The 16657-nt window shown below is 39.9% G+C and carries 16 protein-coding genes; 10 read left to right on the forward strand and 6 right to left on the reverse strand.

The window, feature by feature from the left end; translation table 11 throughout:
- Nucleotides 1–256 (forward strand): IS3 family transposase (locus A3EO_RS0108350; RefSeq protein ID WP_018346787.1); only part of this gene is annotated, 256 nt, incomplete at its 5' end.
- Here the strand turns inward: A3EO_RS0108350 and A3EO_RS0108355 are convergent.
- The 3 genes from A3EO_RS0108355 to rluD are packed head-to-tail and all read right to left on the reverse strand — an operon-like array spanning nucleotide 248 to nucleotide 2905.
- A complete protein-coding gene (locus A3EO_RS0108355) occupies nucleotides 248–1162 on the reverse strand; it encodes an LTA synthase family protein (RefSeq protein ID WP_018346788.1) in 915 nt (304 codons plus the stop codon). The two genes, A3EO_RS0108350 and A3EO_RS0108355, sit on opposite strands and share 9 nt — an antisense overlap.
- Before the next feature lie 22 nt (nucleotides 1163–1184).
- Nucleotides 1185–1931 carry a peptidoglycan editing factor PgeF gene (gene pgeF, locus A3EO_RS0108360; protein ID WP_018346789.1) on the reverse strand — a complete coding sequence of 249 codons (747 nt, stop codon included), beginning with the start codon at nucleotides 1929–1931 and terminating at the stop codon, nucleotides 1185–1187.
- Nucleotides 1931–2905, reverse strand: a complete 975-nt coding sequence (rluD, locus tag A3EO_RS0108365) for a 23S rRNA pseudouridine(1911/1915/1917) synthase RluD (RefSeq protein ID WP_018346790.1) — start codon at nucleotides 2903–2905, stop codon at nucleotides 1931–1933. Before rluD ends, pgeF begins: the two co-directional genes overlap by 1 nt.
- Before the next feature lie 180 nt (nucleotides 2906–3085).
- Here rluD and A3EO_RS0108370 point away from each other — a divergent pair, with 180 nt between their 5' ends.
- Nucleotides 3086–3883, forward strand: coding sequence for an outer membrane protein assembly factor BamD (locus tag A3EO_RS0108370; RefSeq protein ID WP_026211069.1), 798 nt, complete (start codon nucleotides 3086–3088; stop codon nucleotides 3881–3883).
- A gap of 41 nt (nucleotides 3884–3924) precedes the next feature.
- Here A3EO_RS0108370 and A3EO_RS0108375 read toward each other — a convergent pair whose 3' ends face one another.
- From A3EO_RS0108375 to A3EO_RS0108385, 3 genes are all read right to left on the reverse strand, one after another.
- Nucleotides 3925–5418: a peptide ABC transporter substrate-binding protein gene (locus A3EO_RS0108375; protein ID WP_018346792.1), complete on the reverse strand. Its 1494-nt coding sequence runs from the start codon at nucleotides 5416–5418 to the stop codon at nucleotides 3925–3927.
- Nucleotides 5418–6065 carry a YchE family NAAT transporter gene (locus tag A3EO_RS0108380; protein ID WP_018346793.1) on the reverse strand — a complete coding sequence of 216 codons (648 nt, stop codon included), beginning with the start codon at nucleotides 6063–6065 and terminating at the stop codon, nucleotides 5418–5420. The genes A3EO_RS0108375 and A3EO_RS0108380 overlap by 1 nt, the downstream gene beginning before the upstream one ends.
- 61 nt (nucleotides 6066–6126) lie before the next feature.
- The gene (locus A3EO_RS0108385) at nucleotides 6127–6480 is read right to left on the reverse strand and encodes a RidA family protein (protein WP_018346794.1); all 354 of its coding nucleotides are present in this window, start codon (nucleotides 6478–6480) and stop codon (nucleotides 6127–6129) included.
- 160 nt (nucleotides 6481–6640) lie between these two features.
- Between A3EO_RS0108385 and A3EO_RS0108390 the strand changes: the two genes are divergently transcribed.
- The 8 genes from A3EO_RS0108390 to cyoD all read left to right on the forward strand — a co-directional run bounded on the left by A3EO_RS0108390 (nucleotide 6641) and on the right by cyoD (nucleotide 16334).
- Complete coding sequence (locus tag A3EO_RS0108390; protein WP_018346795.1) at nucleotides 6641–7354, forward strand: YwiC-like family protein; 714 nt, start codon at nucleotides 6641–6643, stop codon at nucleotides 7352–7354.
- A 90-nt stretch (nucleotides 7355–7444) separates the two neighbouring features.
- Nucleotides 7445–9355 carry a DNA topoisomerase IV subunit B gene (gene parE, locus A3EO_RS0108395; RefSeq protein WP_018346796.1) on the forward strand — a complete coding sequence of 637 codons (1911 nt, stop codon included), beginning with the start codon at nucleotides 7445–7447 and terminating at the stop codon, nucleotides 9353–9355.
- Between the two features lie 15 nt (nucleotides 9356–9370).
- The gene (parC, locus tag A3EO_RS0108400; RefSeq protein WP_026211070.1) at nucleotides 9371–11644 is read left to right on the forward strand and encodes a DNA topoisomerase IV subunit A; all 2274 of its coding nucleotides are present in this window, start codon (nucleotides 9371–9373) and stop codon (nucleotides 11642–11644) included.
- A gap of 127 nt (nucleotides 11645–11771) precedes the next feature.
- Nucleotides 11772–12041 (forward strand): 30S ribosomal protein S15, encoded by a 270-nt coding sequence (gene rpsO, locus A3EO_RS0108405; protein ID WP_013746802.1) that lies wholly within the window; start codon nucleotides 11772–11774, stop codon nucleotides 12039–12041.
- 417 nt (nucleotides 12042–12458) lie between these two features.
- Entirely contained in the window at nucleotides 12459–13388 is a 930-nt protein-coding gene (gene cyoA, locus A3EO_RS0108415; protein WP_018346798.1) for a ubiquinol oxidase subunit II, read from the forward strand.
- Between the two features lie 26 nt (nucleotides 13389–13414).
- The gene (gene cyoB / locus A3EO_RS0108420) at nucleotides 13415–15397 is read left to right on the forward strand and encodes a cytochrome o ubiquinol oxidase subunit I (protein ID WP_018346799.1); all 1983 of its coding nucleotides are present in this window, start codon (nucleotides 13415–13417) and stop codon (nucleotides 15395–15397) included.
- A complete protein-coding gene (locus tag A3EO_RS0108425; RefSeq protein WP_018346800.1) occupies nucleotides 15397–16005 on the forward strand; it encodes a cytochrome o ubiquinol oxidase subunit III in 609 nt (202 codons plus the stop codon). The genes cyoB and A3EO_RS0108425 overlap by 1 nt, the downstream gene beginning before the upstream one ends.
- Complete coding sequence (cyoD, locus tag A3EO_RS0108430) at nucleotides 16002–16334, forward strand: cytochrome o ubiquinol oxidase subunit IV (protein ID WP_018346801.1); 333 nt, start codon at nucleotides 16002–16004, stop codon at nucleotides 16332–16334. Before A3EO_RS0108425 ends, cyoD begins: the two co-directional genes overlap by 4 nt.
- Nucleotides 16335–16657: the final 323 nt, after the last annotated feature.

Here is a 16657-nt window from a genome sequence, read left to right on the forward strand (position 1 = left end):
AAGTTATCAACAGTTACTCGCTCAGCACAATATTGTGCAGAGTATGTCGAGGAAAGGAAATTGTTTAGATAATGCTGCAATGGAGAGTTTCTTTGGTCGAATGAAAGTAGAATGTTTTTATGGCAAAACTTTCGAAAGTATTGAAGAACTTGAATCCGTTATCAAAGAATATGTTCGTTATTACAATGAGGAAAGAATACAATTAAGATTAAATGGACTGAGTCCTGTTCAATACAGAATTCAGTCCTTAAAATAGCAGTCTAACTTTTCGGGGGCAGATCACAATATGTGGTGGGTTTTGTTGCAAAAAAGTATTTTTTTCAGTTTTATCAATAAAAAATTGTTGAGGATTTTCGTACTCGAAACATTGGGTTGTCGGAATAATTTTTGTAAATTGTTTGATTAATTTTGAACCCTGTTTTTTATCAACGGCTGAGAATTGAATGTCACGTTTTCGATCTTCAAAGGCCCATTTCATTGCAATAATGCCATTCGGCACCATTTGATTAATAATACTTAATGAGGAAACTTGAGCGTGCATTTTGGCTAACGGATGGGTGAAAAAATATCCTCGGGCTGCATAAGCGAGATAAATAAGACTGATTAAGCCAAAAGTAATAGTAATCAACGTACTATAATTTTCTATTACTAAAGGCTGTTGAGAGAGAATGTAAATAAAAATGGATGTAGGAAAAATGGCAGCGAGAATAGTGAGGACTAAAAGTTTAATAATAGGATAATCTTCCCAAATATTATTTAAGACGGCTTTAGTATCATCTTCGACAATACCAAACATAAAAATATTGTAATAGCTTTTATAGGTTTTAAAGTAAAAATAGTTACCGATATTAATGCCGGTAAAGAGTAATGAAATTAGAAAAATATAGAAACTGAATAAGCTAATTGTCGCTTGATAAAGCGAAAATGCGATTAAAACTGAACCAATAATAAATGGAACAGCAATAATTATTGCACTGATTTTGGCATCATAGCGATACCCCATTCTCCACATACGAGAAAATGAACGGTAATTTTGAGGATCTTGCAATAAATCCGTATCGATGAAACTTTTCACCATATATTTTCTAATCAATGTGGTTTGAAAAACAAAATAAAAAAATAAAATGGTGAGAACAAAGAGAAAGTTTAAATAAAAAGTCATTTATGAATTCCCTAAACGAGAGTTATTTATCTTCAAACCAAATTAATGTTGCCATTCTTCCTGTAATTTTATCGCGACGATAAGAATAAAATTTTTCCGGATCGGAATAAGTGCAATATTCGCCACCACTAATATTTTTAGATAGCACGCCTGCCTGTTGTAGACGAATTCTTGCTAATTGATAAATATCTGCAAAATATTTACCTTGATTTTGGTCATCAATCTTAAACGCCTGTTTTGCCGTTTCATTATTTAAACAAAAGGAATCATAAACATCCTGCCCGACTTGAAATGCTTTGGCACTGATAGCCGGAGCAAGCCAGACTTTAATTTTATCTGCCGGCGCGTTAAAGCAGTGCAGGGTATTTTCTAAAATACCGTTGGCTAACCCTCGCCAACCGGCGTGGGCAGCGGCAACTTCTTGACCATTGTCGGCAGCAAAAATAACCGGTAAGCAATCTGCTGTCATAATGAGGCAGACTTGATTAGGTTGGTTGCTGTAACAGGCATCTGCGGTTTTATCTTCGCTGTTAAGAGGCAATCTTTTAACAAGATTGCTGTGTATTTGCGTGAGAAAAGTTGGTGATTGCGGCAATTGAAATTGTTCTACCAACAATTGTCGATTTTTAGCAACGATTTCTGCGGTATCGCCAACGTGATCGCCTAAATTCATACCGGCATAAGCACCGCAGCTATAACCGCCGCTACGTAGAGTACTTAAGGCGTGAATATTATTCAGCACTTGCCAATTTGGGTAAATTGCGTCCATCAATAATCTAACTCATCTTTGTGTAGTTCGTAATCTGCTTTTAGTGCATTGACTAATGTGACAAAGTCATCCGGCAATGGTGCATACCACTCCATTAATTCACCGCTAATCGGATGTTCTAAACGTAACATAATAGCGTGCAGTGCTTGACGTTGGAATTGTCGTAATACGGTTAATAATGCTTCACTTGCCCCTTTTGGTGGTTTAGGGCGTCCGCCATAAGTTTGATCGCCAAGTAACGGATGCGCGATATATGCCATATGTACGCGAATTTGGTGCGTACGTCCGGTTTCAAGTCGCAATCTTAAGCGAGTGTAATTACGAAAACGCTCCATAATGCGATAGTGAGTGACCGCCGGTTTGCCTAATGGATGTACCGCCATATGTGTGCGCTTGGTAGGATGGCGCGCCATTGGCTGATCAACCGTTCCTCCTTTCGTCATAATACCGCTGGCAATGGCTTCGTACTCACGAGTAATTTGTCGTTTTTGTAACGCACGAACCAATTTGGTTTGTGCCTCTATTGTTTTTGCAACCACCATTAAACCGGTGGTGTCTTTGTCTAAACGGTGCACAATTCCGGCGCGCGGCACTTCCGCAATCGGCGGATAATGATATAAAAGAGCGTTTAATACGGTATTATCGGGGTTGCCGGCACCCGGATGAACAACAAGATCTTTGCTTTTATTAATGACGAGAATATGCTCATCTTCATATACAATATCCAGCGGAATATTTTGTGGTGTAAACCGAGTATCTTCTTCAATTTCTGCTTGCATAATAATCTGTTCCGTACCGAACACTTTTTCTTTCGGTACGGTGACAATCTTATCATCCACCTGTACTAAACCGGCTTCGATCCACGTTTTTATGCGAGAACGTGAATATTCCGGAAACAATTCCGCTAAAGTTTGGTCTAAACGTTGACCTAATTGATGAGGTTGAACCTCTGCTGTTAATTTTTTGTGTTCCATCGTGGTATTAATTCCAGTAATATAAACATTTAATTATTTGCTGATACACTATACAATAACAGCAACCAATAGAGTTAAAGTCGTGATTTTACCTTAACTGTTCACGAGTTTATAGATCGAATCAAGAATTGTGTAATTGTTGTGCAATTCACCTAATAAAAATTAAGGATTTAGATGCATATGAATAAGATAAAAGTAATTGCTGTGACTGCTTTATCCGCTTTGGTATTATCAGCTTGTTCCAACTCCTCTAAAGAGCAGGTTGAGCAGGCTCCGGTGAGTGAACTATATCAAAAAGCTCAAGAATATTTGCAGGATGAGAATTATCGTCAAGCAATCCGTTATCTTGAAGCTACGGATAATCGTTTTCCATATGGCGAATATGCACAACAGGCAGATTTAAATTTAATTTATGCCTATTACCGTAATGAAGATTATGTGAATACTTTGTCGACAGCGGAGCGTTATTTGCAAAAATATCCGCAAGGTCCTCATTTGGATTATGTGTTATATATTGCCGGTTTAACCAATATGGCGTTGGGGGATAATTTATTCCAAGATTTCTTCGGTGTGGAACGTTCTTCACGTGAAACTAAGCCAAGAGAAGATGCTTATCATAACTTTGAAACCTTAGTGCGTTATTTCCCGAACAGTGAATATACGCCGGATGCGAAACAACGAATGAGCTATATTCGTGAAAGTTTGGCAAAACATCAATATGAAATTGCGGAATTTTATCAGAAACGTGATGCTTACGTTGCGGTGGTGAATCGAATTCAAGATAATTTGCTCCGTTTATATCCGGATACAAGTTATGCTTATAAAGCATTGCCAATGTTGCAACAGGCTTATGCCGCATTACATTTAGATAAACAGGCACAAGAAATAGCACAGGTTTTAGCAAACAGTAAACAAAAAGAATTTCCTGAATTAGAAAAACCGGAATCACGTCCGGATGTTAAACCGCCGGTGAAATAACCTTATTATCAAGAGAAAATGCGATCAAGGTGATCGCATTTTTATTGCACGGAACGATAGAGATCTTTGCTGTAAAAAATTTGCGTTGGATTGTTTAAATCATAACCGGCAATATCGGCAGCAATTTTGACCGGTAAATAATAGTGATAAATTGGCAAAATAACGGCATCGGTTGTCAGCGTATCAAGAACCTGCTGATAAATTTGTTGCCGTTTTTCATTTTCTGTTTCCAACATTGCCTGTTCCAACCAGTGATCCACTTTTTCGTTATGATAATGCATTAAGTTATCCGGGCTTTTCGAGTGAAAATTGTTTAAAAAGGCGGAAATATCATTGTAATCGGCACACCAACCACTACGAATCAGTTGAAATTGCTGTTGGCTATGCAACAACGCCCATTCCTGCTGAGTCTTCGCTTGAATACCTGCTCTGATTAAATCTGATTGAGAAAACTGACGCACTAAATTTTGTGCTATGGCAAGATTTACCGGGTTGTTATCAACGGTTAGATTTAAATGTAATGGATGTTGAATAGAGATACCTGCCTGTTGTAATAGCTGTTCCGGCGGTGCTGAATTGAAATAGGCGCTTAATAACATTGATGAAGGTAATAAGTTTGCACTGGCTTTGCCGGTAATATTCACGCCGTCAATTGCACTTTTACTGGAAATTAGGCTCACTAATGCTTGTCTTACCACACTGTTTTTCAAAGTATGGTGATGTGGATTCAATTCATAATAGTAACTGCATAATTTTGGTACGGTTTGTAAGCTATCATTATTGGCATTTAACATTAGATCAATCGCTTTTGAGGTGAGATTTGTCCGCCAATATTCGACATTTTGAAAAGAAACGTGCGATTTATGCCAATAAAAGGGATTACGCGTTAAGATTACTCTGTTTTCATCAAGGCTGTGCAACGTATAAGCACCGTTATGGAGCGCATTTTTTATCGGTAATAAGGAAATATGTGCCAACATTAAGGGGAAATTGGCATTTGCTTTGTCCAGCTCAATTTGCAAATGGTACTCATCCGGAGCAGTTATGCCCAATGCTGCTGGTTCAAGTTGTTTCTGCAGAACGGCCTTTGCATTTTTAATAGCAATAAAAGCTAAATACGGCGCTGACGGTGAATTTTCTATAAATAAATTTTGCCAGCTGTTCACAAAATCGGCGGCAGTTACGGCAGAACCATCCGACCATTTGGCATTATTGCGTAAAGTAAACAACCAAACTTTGTTATCTTTTGTTTGCCAAGATTGAGCAACGGCGGGAATAATATTACCGTGCAGATCGTAGCTTACTAACCCTTCATAAAGATCATAAATTATCGCACTGTTTTGCAGATCGGTGACCTGTTGTGGATTGAGTTGGAAATGGGAAAATTCACCTCCGCGAATAAGTGTTTGTCGAGAAGGTGTACTATTTTCTGTGGTTGTAGTTGTTGTTTGTGAAGGGTGTTGTTGATCACAACTTACTATTGACAGTAGTGCATAAATAATAAAACTACTTTTACTTAACAATTTATGCCACATCAGTGTAATAACCCCGGGAATAAATTAGAGATACCGGCAACGCAGATCTCAATACCGAGCGACATTAGAATTAAGCCCATAATACGTGTGACTACATTGCTGCCGGTTTTACCGAGATATTTCATAATCATTGGACCGGAACGGAAAATGGCATAACACATCAGCGAAAAAATTAAAATTGCGATTGCGAAGCCCAGCCAATCGATCCAACTGTTATAACGTGAAGCCCAGACGATGGTTGAGCTGATAGCACCCGGGCCGGCAATTAATGGCATAGCAAGCGGTACAACGGCAATACTTTCATTTTCAGAAAAATTGGTGGCGCGTTCTTCTTTATTTTGTTTTTCTTCACCTAATTTACCGCTGATCATTGTCATTGCAATGGAAATAACAAGCAGACCACCGGCGATACGGAAAGAATTAATGGAAATACTGAAAAAATTAAGCAATGCTTGACCAACAAACAGGCTGGTAAGTAAAACTACACCGATGGCAGTGGAGGTCACCAACATTGTTTTTTGGCGTTCGGCTTCATATTGGCTACTGGTCATACTCATAAAAATAGGTAATGATCCGACCGGATTGGTGACGGCAAATAATCCAATAAAAAACTGCATATAAATAGGAAAGTTTTCAATAAACGGCATAGGAATTAATGATTTCAGTATTGTATAAATTAGAAAGCGTTTATTATGGCATAAGAAGCCGTTATTTACACGCCGCAGTAATCACAATCTCCACTTTCCAGTTCGGATCGGCAAGTTTTGCTTCAACGGTGGAACGTGCAGGTGCTTTGCCAACAACGACCCATTGATCCCAAGCGCGGTTCATTTCAGCATAGTCATTCATATCGGCTAAGAAAATTTCAGCGCGTAAAATACGAGATTTATCTGAACCGCTTTTTTCCAATAAAATGTCGATAAGCTGTAACACCTGTTGCGTTTGCTCATAGGCATTCAATGATGAATCTTCTGCCACTTGTCCTGCCAGATAGACAATTCCTGCGTAAATAGTGGCTTCCGATAAGCGGTTACCAGCATCAATATGTTTAATTTCACTCATAAAGCACTCCTTTAAGTTATATCTGATAAATTATTTTAAGGGTAAAATGGGTTTTCATTAACAGAATATATGTCCTCTGATTCGGAAGCGGCAACTTCCTGAAAATGAGGCACATTCTACCGCCCCGAAGAGCGATGTTTCAACCATTAAGGAGCTTTTAATGAAACCATTAATTTCTAATCAACACGGTGCGATTGTGATGGCGCTGCTACCGTTTTTGTATGGAATGCTGCTTTCTAAACCGATTTGGTTGCATTGGCTTCTTCTGCTTGCTTGGTTTTCACTCTATTTGATGACCTATCCGTTTCTGGCGTTATTTAAAGGCAGAAATTTGGCGCTGTATCGCCGTTGGACATTTATTTATGGTGGCGCGAGTTTGCTGTTTGCCGTTTTACCATTGTGGTATAACCCTCGTATTCTCTACTTTTTAGGTGCGATGCTACCGTTTGGTTTAATCAATATTTACTATACAAAACAGAAAAATGAGCGGGCATTACTGAATGATATTGCTGCTATTTTGATTTTTGCGATTGCCGGAATGGCGGCTTATTTCTTTTCGCAACAAAAGTGGGATCAAAATATGCTTTCAATCGCGCTTTATCCGACACTCTTCTTTGTCGGTACGACTTTATATGTGAAGAGCGTAATGCGCGAGCGCAAAAATCCTCGTTATTATTATCTCTCCTGTGTGTTTCATACACTTTGTGTCGTTATTGGCTTGTTCGTTAATATTGGTATCGCTTTGGCTTATCTGCTACCGATGTTACGCGCGATTTTTTTGCCGAAATATAAGTTATCGGTAAAACAGATTGGTTTAATTGAGTTCGTTATTTCACTCTATTTTTTGATTGTGCTTTACGTAGCAACGGCATAGCTGAATAAATACGGGGCAGGGTGCGTCTTTGTTCGCTGTAAAAAAAATGCTAGAATTTGCGCTTTGTGATCAACAGCGACAGAAAAAAAGATGAGTGAAAATATTTATAATGCGAATGATATAACCGTTCTCAAGGATCTCGAACCGGTGCAGTTGCGCCCCGGAATGTATACTGATACCACCCGTCCTAATCATCTTGGTCAAGAAGTTATTGATAATAGTGTCGATGAGGCTTTAGCCGGTTATGCGACTAAAATTGAGGTTATTCTGTATCAGGATCAATCGTTAGAGGTGATTGATAATGGGCGAGGAATGCCGGTTGATATTCATCCTGTAGAAAAAATTTCCGGTATTGAGCTGATCTTAACCAAACTGCACGCCGGTGGAAAATTCTCAAATAAAAATTACCAGTTTGCCGGTGGTTTACACGGAGTGGGAATTTCAGTTGTAAATGCACTCTCTGCACGCGTTGATGTTTCTGTTAAACGCAATGGTGAAATTTATCATATTGCCTTCGCCGACGGTAAAAAAATAGAAGAGCTGGAAGTGGTCGGCACTTGCGGCAGACGCACAACCGGTACGGCAGTAAGATTTTGGCCTAATGCAAAATATTTTGATTCAGCAAAATTCTCTGTTTCACGTCTTCGTCATTTATTACGCGCGAAAGCGGTACTTTGTCCGGGATTGGAAATAAAATTTATTGATAAAGTTAATCAAACGGAAGAGCGTTGGTGTTATCAGGATGGGCTTTCTGATTACTTATTAGAAGCCGTTGATGGCGTGGCAACTTTGCCGGAACAACCGTTTATCGGCGAATTTAAAAGTGATACTGAAGCGGTGAATTGGGCGTTATTCTGGTTACCGGAGGGTGGGAATATCATTGGCGAGAGTTATGTTAATCTGATTCCTACACCACTAGGAGGCACGCACGTCAATGGTTTGCGCCAAGGTTTGTTGGATGCAATGCGAGAATTTTGTGAATTCCGCAATTTATTACCGCGTGGCGTTAAGTTAACGGCGGATGATATTTGGGAGCGCTGTGCTTATATTTTGTCGTTAAAAATGCAGGATCCGCAATTTGCCGGACAGACAAAAGAGCGTTTATCTTCTCGTCAGAGTGCGGTGTTTGTTAGCGGTGTTGTCAAAGATAGTTTTAGTTTATGGCTTAATCAGAATATTCAACAAGCGGAGCAGTTGGCAGAAATGGCGATTGCTTCGGCACAACGTCGCTTACGCAGTGCGAAAAAAGTCGTGCGTAAAAAATTGGTGAGCGGTCCGGCATTGCCCGGAAAATTGGCAGACTGTACCCAACAGGATTTGAGTCGTACCGAGCTGTTTTTGGTGGAGGGCGATTCTGCCGGCGGTTCGGCAAAACAGGCACGTGATCGAGAGTATCAGGCGATTTTGCCATTACGCGGAAAAATCCTTAACACTTGGGAAGTGGCTGGCGATCAAGTGTTGGGCTCACAAGAAATTCACGATATCGCTGTGGCGTTAGGCATTGATCCCGATACTGATGATTTATCGCAATTACGCTATGGCAAGGTGTGCATTCTAGCGGATGCGGATTCGGACGGTTTGCATATTGCCACCTTATTATGTGCATTGTTTTTGCGTCATTTCCCTAAATTGGTGGAAGAGGGGCACGTTTATGTTGCGATGCCGCCGTTGTACCGTATTGATTTAGGTAAAGAGGTGCATTATGCCTTGGATGAAAATGAAAAAGAGGCCATTTTGGAACGCCTAAAATCTAAAAAAGGCAAAATTAATGTGCAGCGTTTTAAAGGTTTGGGTGAGATGAATCCTTTGCAATTACGCGAAACCACAATGGATCCGAATACACGTCGCTTAGTTCAGTTGGTGTATCAACCGAATCAAGGCAGTGATGACGAGGCGGATCATACATTAGAAATGTTAGATATGCTTTTGGCGAAAAAACGTGCGGATGATCGAAAAAATTGGTTACAAGAAAAAGGCGATCACGCAGAGTTAAACGTTTAAGTTTGGTAAAGAGAGATGAGTACAATTAATTACGAAGGCGTTGAGCAGATGCCGATAGGGCATTTTACGGAGAATGCGTACCTCAATTATTCAATGTATGTGATTATGGATCGTGCGTTGCCATTTATCGGTGATGGTTTAAAACCGGTGCAGCGCCGCATTATTTATGCGATGTCCGAATTAGGTTTGAATGCGAGTGCGAAGTATAAAAAATCGGCGCGTACGGTCGGTGATGTACTGGGTAAATTCCATCCGCACGGCGATACCGCTTGTTATGAAGCAATGGTACTGATGGCACAGCCGTTTTCTTATCGTTATCCATTGGTTGATGGACAAGGAAACTGGGGAGCACCGGACGACCCGAAATCTTTTGCGGCAATGCGTTATACCGAATCTCGTTTATCAAAAATTTCAGAATTATTGCTTTCGGAATTGGGGCAGGGAACGGTCGATTATCAACCAAATTTTGACGGTACTCTTGATGAGCCACAATATTTGCCGGCAAGATTACCGCATATTTTATTGAACGGTACTACCGGAATTGCTGTGGGGATGGCGACCGATATTCCTCCGCATAATATTAATGAGATTGCCCAAGCATTAATTTTATTGTTGGAGAATCCGGATGCCTCAATGGATGAAGTATTGGATATTGTTAAAGCACCGGATTTCCCAACAGAGGCGGAGATTATTACACCGAAAGAGGATTTGCGAAAAATCTATCTGAATGGCAAAGGCTCACTAAAAATGCGGGCGGTATGGAGTAAAGAGGATGGCGAAATTGTGATTACCGCACTGCCTTATCAGGCTTCAGGCGCTAAAATTATTGAGCAGATTGCGACACAGATGCGCAATAAGAAATTGCCGATGGTAGATGATATTAAAGATGAATCGGATCACGAAAATCCAACCAGATTGGTGATTGTTCCACGTTCTAATCGAGTTGATGAAAATGAACTCATGGCGCATCTGTTTGCTACTACGGATTTAGAAAAAAGTTGTCGTGTCAATATGAATATGATCGGTTTAGATCGTAAACCGGCAGTGAAAAATTTATATACGATTTTAACGGAATGGCTCAGTTTCCGTCGTCAAACGGTCACTCGTCGCTTGCAATATCGTTTGGATAAAGTGTTATCAAGACTACATATTCTAGACGGGTTGTTGATTGCTTTCTTAAATATTGATGAAGTTATTCATATTATTCGCAATGAAGATGAACCTAAACAGGAGTTAATGTCGAGATTTGCCTTATCAGAAGAGCAGGCGGAAGCGATTCTGAATTTACGTTTACGTCATTTAGCGAAATTGGAAGAAACTGAATTAAGAGCGGAGCAGAAACAGTTAGAGCAGGAACGCAAACAGTTGGAAAAAATATTATCTTCGGATAAAAATTTGAACCAATTGATCAAAAAAGAGATTGAGCAAGATGCAAAAACGTATGCCAGCCCGAGATTATCGAAAATTGTTGAGCGTGAAGAGGCAAAAGCAATCTCTGAAAGTGCTTTGGTGCCGGTAGAACCGGTAACGGTGATCCTCTCTGAAATGGGATGGGTGCGTTGCGCCAAAGGGCATGATATTGATCCACAAAGTTTAAGTTATAAGGCAGGAGATAATTATCTGGCTCACGTTTGCGGTCGTTCTAATCAACAGGTGATTTTCCTTGATAGCACAGGGCGGAGTTACAGTTTGGATCCGTTATCCTTGCCGTCTGCTCGTTCACAAGGCGAACCGATCACCGGTAAATTAATGTTGCCGGCAGGCGCAATGATAGAACAGCTATTGATGCCGAAAGCAGAGCAAGCACTCTTAATGGCATCAGATGCCGGTTATGGTTTTGTCTGCAATGCGGAAGATTTAATCACGCGTAATAAAGCCGGTAAAGCGGCGATTTCATTACCTGAAAATGCCAAAGTGTTGCCTCCGGTAGTGATTGAAAACAAATCGGTTTTATTGGTGGCGATTACTTCAGCGAACAAAATGTTACTCTTCCCGCTCAGTGAATTGCCGCAGTTATCGAAAGGAAAAGGAAATAAAATTATCAATATTCCTGCTGCGAAAGCAAAAGCAAGAGAGGAGTTGTTGGTGAGATTATTTGTGATTGAAGAGGGCAGTTCTTTGATATTCCGTTCCGGTAAGCGTAAAGTGACTTTGGATGCGAAAGAAATCAGTCATTATTATGGCGAACGAGGTCGTAGAGGCGCTTCATTGCCGCGCGGAGTGCAGCATAGTGCGGAAATTGAGATTATTCCACCGGAAAAACCGGAAGAATTTGTATTAACCAATTAAGCACAGAAATATGCAGGTAAATATTTGCTATTGCAATAGCAAAAAGGTAGAATATGCGACTCTTGTCGTGGCTGGATTAGAGATCGGCTACGATGTGTTTTAATTTAACTTTATTAGGAGTTTATTTATGTCTCTAAGCACTGAAGCAAAAGCAAAAATCGTCGCTGAGTATGGTCGTGATGCAAAAGATACTGGTTCACCAGAAGTTCAAATTGCATTATTAACTGCACAAATTAACCACTTACAAGAACATTTTTCCGTTCACAAAAAAGACCACCATGGTCGTCGTGGTTTGTTAGGGATGGTTTCTCGTCGTCGTAAATTATTGGATTATTTAAGACGTTCTAACTTAGAAAGTTACACTAAATTAATCACAAGTTTAGGTTTACGTCGCTAATTCTTTGACGTTTTCATAGAGCCCGAAAGTGATCTGCTTTCGGGCTTTTTTGTTTTGTTCTATTTATACATCTTGTTAACTCTTTTTTAACATAAAAATCTTCGTGATCTTCCCATCAATGCGTATAAGCGCAAGTTTTTAGCTATTTGTACAAGCCGTATAATCCTCATTATTTATTAAGCTATGTTAACTTAATAAACATAACATTAAAAAATATAATTAAGTTATAAAAATGTGATAAAAATTGGTGACACAAATATGAATGAAATGTTAATATGGCGTCCCATTTTTATATAATCCGAAGAAGCAGAGTAATGATTGTACAAGCTAAATTGCCATTATTTTGTCTGCCGGCATTAAGCATTTGTGCTTCATTCTCTAAAACTTTAGTTTGTTTCTGTATTGAGGTTATTTTTTATGAAACTGAGTAGTAAACAGACCAAATGGAGCTTGGTACTTATCTGTGCCGCTTTTTTATTAAGTGGTTGTGAGAATGCTGTATTGCTCAATCCTAAAGGTCAAATCGGGATGGCGGAGCGTGATCTCATCCTGATTGCAACCGGTTTAATGTTGCTTGTCGTGATTCCGGTAATCATAATGGCAATCGTATTTGCCAGAAAATATCGGGAAAGCAATGTAAAAGAGAAATACTCTCCAAACTGGGCGCATTCCAATAAGATCGAAATGGTGGTTTGGGGAATTCCTGTCATCATTATCCTTATTTTAGGAACCATCACTTGGAAAACCACCCATTCACTTGATCCATACCGTCCATTAGAACATGAGAATAAATCAATCACTATTCAAGTGGTTTCCCTAGATTGGAAATGGTTGTTTATTTATCCTGAACAAGGCATTGCGACAGTGAATGAAATTGCCTTCCCACAAAATACCCCCGTAGAATTCAAAATCACTTCAGATACTGTGATGAATTCTTTCTTCATTCCGCAATTAGGTAGCCAAGTTTATGCGATGGCTGGTATGCAGACTAAACTACATTTGATCGCTGATGAACCCGGTACTTATAAAGGTATTTCCGCAAGTTATAGTGGTTCAGGATTTTCGGGTATGAAATTCAATGCGATTGCTACTCCGGATGAAGCCTCTTTTGCAGATTGGGTCGCTAAAGTGAAACAGTCACCAGATTCTTTGAACACGATGGATGCATATAATCAAGTAGCTATCCCGAGTAAATATGATAAGCCGAAATATTTCTCCAGTGTAGTTCCGAATCTCTTTTATGACATTATGGCAAAATTTGGTAGTCCTCATATGCATAAGCCGGATATGCAAGGGCATAGCACACATATTTCGCATAATGAGTCATCAGTCGCAATTACTGAATAGTTAAATAAGCATCGAAGGATATAACTATGTTAGGAAAATTATCATTAGACGCGATACCGTTTCATGAACCTATTGTGATGGTAACGGTTAGCGGTATTATTTTGGGCGGTATTGCTGTTATTATCGCTTTAACTTATTTTAAATTGTGGGGCCCGTTATGGCGAGACTGGATTACGACTGTTGACCATAAACGTATCGGTATTATGTACATCTTTTTAGCCATTGTTATGTTAATACGTGGTTTTGCCGATGCCATTATGATGCGTAGTCAGCAATTTTTAGCATCAGGGGGCTACGCAGGCTTTTTACCGCCGGAACACTATGACCAAATCTTTACGGCTCACGGTGTTATTATGATTTTCTTCGTTGCTATGCCGTTTGTGATCGGTTTAATGAATATTGTTATTCCGTTGCAAATTGGTGCTCGTGACGTTGCGTATCCGTTTTTAAACAATTTAGGCTTTTGGTTTACCGCTGTTAGTGTGGTTTTGATTAACCTCTCTTTGGGGGTTGGTGAGTTCGCTAAAACCGGTTGGTTGGCTTATCCGCCATTGTCGGAACTGCAATATAGTCCTGATGTGGGCGTCGATTATTGGATTTGGACGTTACAGATATCGGGTATAGGAACAACATTAAGTGCGATTAACTTTATTGCCACTATCCTCAAAATGCGTGCTCCGGGAATGAGCTTGATGAAAATGCCAATTTTCTGTTGGGCTTCTTTCTGTTCTAACGTGTTGATTTTAACTTCATTCCCGATTTTAACCGCAAGCGTTGCTTTACTTACATTAGATCGTTATTTGGGTACCCATTTCTTCACCAATGATTTGGGTGGCAATATGATGATGTATATCAACTTAATCTGGGCGTGGGGCCATCCGGAAGTATATATTCTGGTGTTACCTATGTTTGGGGTTTATGCGGAAGTTACAGCTACTTTCTCTCGTAAGAAAATGTTTGGTTATACCTCAATGGTGTGGGCGACAGTATGTATTACTATCTTGTCTTTCATCGTTTGGTTACACCATTTCTTTACTATGGGATCAGGCGCAAATGTTAATGCTTTCTTTGGTATAGCAACGATGATCATTTCCATTCCAACAGGGGTGAAAATTTTCAACTGGCTGTTCACGATGTATCAAGGTCGTATCAAACTCAGCGTACCGATGTTATGGACCATTGGCTTTATTGTGACCTTTGCTATTGGTGGAATGACCGGTGTGTTATTGGCAGTACCGGCTGCTGACTTTGTGTTACACGGCAGCGTATTCTTAATTGCTCACTTCCATAACACTATTATCGGTGGTGTGGTGTTCGGTCTCTTTGCCGGATTGAACTACTGGTTCCCTAAAGCATTCGGTTTCACTTTAAATGAAAAATGGGGTAAGCGTGCATTCTGGTGCTGGCAAATCGGTTTCATTGTTGCGTTTTTACCGCTATATGCATTAGGTTTTATGGGAATGACTCGCCGTTTAAGCCAACAAATTGATCCTGAATATCATACATTACTCGGTGTAGCAGCACTTGGTGCGGTGATTATTGCTTTGGGTATTGCTTGTCAGTTTATTCAACTTGGTGTATCGATCCGTGATCGAAATAAAAACAGAGATACCACCGGTGACCCTTGGGGCGGACGTACTCTTGAATGGGCAACTTCTTCACCACCGCCTTTCTATAATTTTGCGGTGACTCCTCGAGTAGAAGATCGTGATGCTTTTTGGGATAACAAAGAAAAAGGTGTGGCTTATGCTAAACCAACAACTTATGCCCCTATTCATATGCCGAAAAATACTGCTGCGGGTGTCATCATTGCTGTATTTACTATGATTTTCGGTTTCGCAATGATATGGCATATCTGGTGGTTAGCAATCGTAAGTTTCGTCGGTATGGTTGTTACTTGGATTGCTAAAAGTTTCGATCAAGATGTGGATTATTATGTTCCTGTCGATCAAATTGAAACGATTGAAAATAAACACTTTAAAGAATTATCTCAAGCAGGGCTGCAATAATGTCAACAAATACTGTAATACATAACGGTGTCCATCAAGGACACCACGATACTGGACCGATTAAAGTTTTCGGGTTTTGGATTTATTTAATGAGCGACTTGATTCTATTTTCTTGTCTGTTCGCAACCTATATCGTGTTGTTACCAGGTACAGCAGGGGCACCGAGCGGCAAAGATATTTTCGAGTTACCTTATGTGTTAGTGGAAACCTTCCTATTGCTGTTCAGTTCCATTACTTATGGATTTGCTGTTTTAGCAATGAACCGCAATAATGCCAAGCAGGTTTTATTATGGTTAGTTGTGACTTTCCTATTCGGTGCGGCTTTCGTTGGTATGGAAATCAATGAGTTCCACCATTTGATTGCACAAGGTGTAGGGCCTGATCGTAGCGGTTTCCTCTCCGGATTCTTTACACTAGTCGGTACACACGGTTTACACGTTACTGCCGGATTGATTTGGATGGTGGTGATGATGATTCAGGTGGTTACACGCGGTTTATCTGCGGTTAACCGTACTCGTCTAATGTGTTTAAGTTTATTCTGGCACTTCCTTGACATTGTTTGGATTTGTGTCTTTTCCGTTGTTTATTTAATGGGGAGCTTGCTATGAGTTACGATAACCACGATTATGCCGCTACTGAATACGGTAGTGTTAAAAGCTATCTTATTGGTTTCGGTTTATCTGTTATTTTGACATTAATTCCATTCCTGATGGTAATGAACGGCAGTGCGTCCAAAATGTCATTATTGGTTATTATTGCCGTTACAGCAGTGATACAGCTAATTGTTCAGCTTGTCTGTTTCTTGCATATGGGAACTTCTGAAGATGGGCGCTGGAATCTCATATCATTTATTTTTACCGCGATTGTGATTCTATTATTGGTAGCATTATCCATCTGGATTATGTGGAGTTTGAATGCCAATATGATGGCAGGCTAATAGGATTTACTATGATTAAATCTTACCTACAAGTAACCAAACCGGGAATTATCATCGGCAATCTTATTTCGGTTGTCGGTGGGTTTCTGTTAGCGGCCAAAGGGCATATGGATCATATGCTCAGACTGCTGACAAACCTCTAGACATACCTCTAGAGGTTTGATCTAATAGGCATATCGAAAAAAGGAAATGCCTATGCTCAAAAATACACCCTCACTCCAATATGAAATCGAGATGATAAGTCTCGAACAACTCGTTCCAAAAGACCACCTTGTCCGTAAAGTCGCGAAAGCCATCGATTTTGACTTCATTCGTGATGAAGT

This window comes from Gallibacterium anatis DSM 16844 = F 149, assembly GCF_000379785.1.
Classification (GTDB): domain Bacteria; phylum Pseudomonadota; class Gammaproteobacteria; order Enterobacterales; family Pasteurellaceae; genus Gallibacterium; species Gallibacterium anatis.